The sequence below is a fragment of the Nocardia sp. NPDC056564 genome, from assembly GCF_042793755.1.
GTDB lineage: Bacteria > Actinomycetota > Actinomycetes > Mycobacteriales > Mycobacteriaceae > Nocardia.
This window is the reverse complement of record NZ_JBHTUR010000048.1, coordinates 1-2,561: the sequence shown is the minus strand read 5'-3', so window position 1 is coordinate 2,561 and position 2,561 is coordinate 1. Positions and strand designations below refer to the sequence as shown.

Here is a 2,561-nt window from a genome sequence, read left to right as displayed (position 1 = left end):
GGCACGCTGTTGGGTATCTGAAGGTATGGCCGTAAGGCTGCCTTCTGTTGCCGGCCCCAGTGCACTCGTTCGTAAGAACGGGGTGATGGGTGGCTGGTCGTTGTTTGAGAACTGCACAGTGGACGCGAGCATCTGTGGCCAAGTTTTTAAGGGCGCACGGTGGATGCCTTGGCACCAGGAACCGATGAAGGACGTGGGAGGCCACGATAGTCCCCGGGGAGCTGTCAACCAAGCTTTGATCCGGGGGTTTCCGAATGGGGAAACCCGGCAGTCGTCATGGGCTGTCACCCGCTGCTGAACACATAGGCAGTGTGGAGGGAACGCGGGGAAGTGAAACATCTCAGTACCCGCAGGAAGAGAAAACAACCGTGATTCCGGGAGTAGTGGCGAGCGAAACCGGATGAGGCCAAACCGTATGCGTGTGAGACCCGGCAGGGGTTGCGCATGCGGGGTTGTGGGATCTCTCTTCCACGGTCTGCCGGCCGTGGGACGAGTCAGAAACCGTTGATGTAGGCGAAGGACATGCGAAAGGTCCGGCGTAGAGGGTAAGACCCCCGTAGTCGAAACATCAGCGGCTCGTTTGAGAGACACCCAAGTAGCACGGGGCCCGAGAAATCCCGTGTGAATCTGGCGGGACCACCCGCTAAGCCTAAATATTCCCTGGTGACCGATAGCGGATAGTACCGTGAGGGAATGGTGAAAAGTACCGCGGGAGCGGAGTGAAATAGTACCTGAAACCGTGTGCCTACAAGCCGTGGGAGCGTCGGAGCAAGGCTTGCCTTGTTCTCGTGACTGCGTGCCTTTTGAAGAATGAGCCTGCGAGTTTGCGGTGTGTTGCGAGGTTAACCCGTGTGGGGAAGCCGTAGCGAAAGCGAGTCCGAATAGGGCGGTTGAGTAGCACGCTCAAGACCCGAAGCGGAGTGATCTAGCCATGGGCAGGTTGAAGCGGAGGTAAGACTTCGTGGAGGACCGAACCCACCAGGGTTGAAAACCTGGGGGATGACCTGTGGTTAGGGGTGAAAGGCCAATCAAACTCCGTGATAGCTGGTTCTCCCCGAAATGCATTTAGGTGCAGCGTCGTGTGTTTCTTGCCGGAGGTAGAGCACTGGATAGGCGATGGGCCCTACCGGGTTACTGACCTTAGCCAAACTCCGAATGCCGGTAAGTGAGAGCACGGCAGTGAGACTGTGGGGGATAAGCTCCATGGTCGAGAGGGAAACAGCCCAGAGCATCGACTAAGGCCCCTAAGCGTACGCTAAGTGGGAAAGGATGTGGAGTCGCAGAGACAACCAGGAGGTTGGCTTAGAAGCAGCCACCCTTGAAAGAGTGCGTAATAGCTCACTGGTCAAGTGATTCCGCGCCGACAATGTAGCGGGGCTCAAGCGTACCGCCGAAGTCGTGTCATTGCAGCAATAGGGCCAACGCCCGCTGTGATGGGTAGGGGAGCGTCGTGTGCCGGGTGAAGCAGCCGCGGAAGCGAGTTGTGGACGGTTCACGAGTGAGAATGCAGGCATGAGTAGCGATACACACGTGAGAAACGTGTGCGCCGATTGACTAAGGGTTCCTGGGTCAAGCTGATCTGCCCAGGGTAAGTCGGGACCTAAGGCGAGGCCGACAGGCGTAGTCGATGGACAACCGGTTGATATTCCGGTACCCGCTTTGAAACGCCCAATATCGACCATTAATGCTAAGTCCGTGAAGCCGTTCCGGACCCTTCGGGGAAAGGAAAGTGGTGGAGCCGCTGAACCAAGCTGGTAGTAGGTAAGCGATGGGGTGACGCAGGAAGGTAGTCCAGCCCGGGCGGTGGTTGTCCCGGGGTAAGGGTGTAGGCCGTGTGATAGGCAAATCCGTCACACATTTAGGCTGAGACCTGATGCCGAGCCGATTGTGGTGAAGTGGATGATCCTATGCTGTCGAGAAAAGCCTCTAGCGAGTTTCATGGCGGCCCGTACCCTAAACCGACTCAGGTGGTCAGGTAGAGAATACCGAGGCGTTCGGGTGAACTATGGTTAAGGAACTCGGCAAAATGCCCCCGTAACTTCGGGAGAAGGGGGGCCATCACTGGTGATCGGATTTACTCCGTGAGCTGGGGGTGGCCGCAGAGACCAGCGAGAAGCGACTGTTTACTAAAAACACAGGTCCGTGCGAAGCCGTAAGGCGATGTATACGGACTGACGCCTGCCCGGTGCTGGAACGTTAAGGGGACCGGTTAGTTCACTTTCGGGTCGGCGAAGCTGAGAACTTAAGCGCCAGTAAACGGCGGTGGTAACTATAACCATCCTAAGGTAGCGAAATTCCTTGTCGGGTAAGTTCCGACCTGCACGAATGGCGTAACGACTTCTCGACTGTCTCAACCATAGGCCCGGTGAAATTGCACTACGAGTAAAGATGCTCGTTTCGCGCAGCAGGACGGAAAGACCCCGGGACCTTTACTACAGTTTGATATTGGTGTTCGGTTCGGCTTGTGTAGGATAGCTGGGAGACTTTGAAGCAGGCACGCCAGTGTTTGTGGAGTCGTCGTTGAAATACCACTCTGATCGTATTGGACTTCTAACCTCGGA

The 2,561-nt window shown here is 56.5% G+C and carries 1 rRNA gene; it reads left to right on the top strand.

Features of this window, described 5'->3' with window-relative positions:
* Positions 1–136 precede the first annotated feature (136 nt).
* Positions 137–2,561 (top strand): 23S ribosomal RNA (locus ACFQ9K_RS45420); the annotation flags it as partial.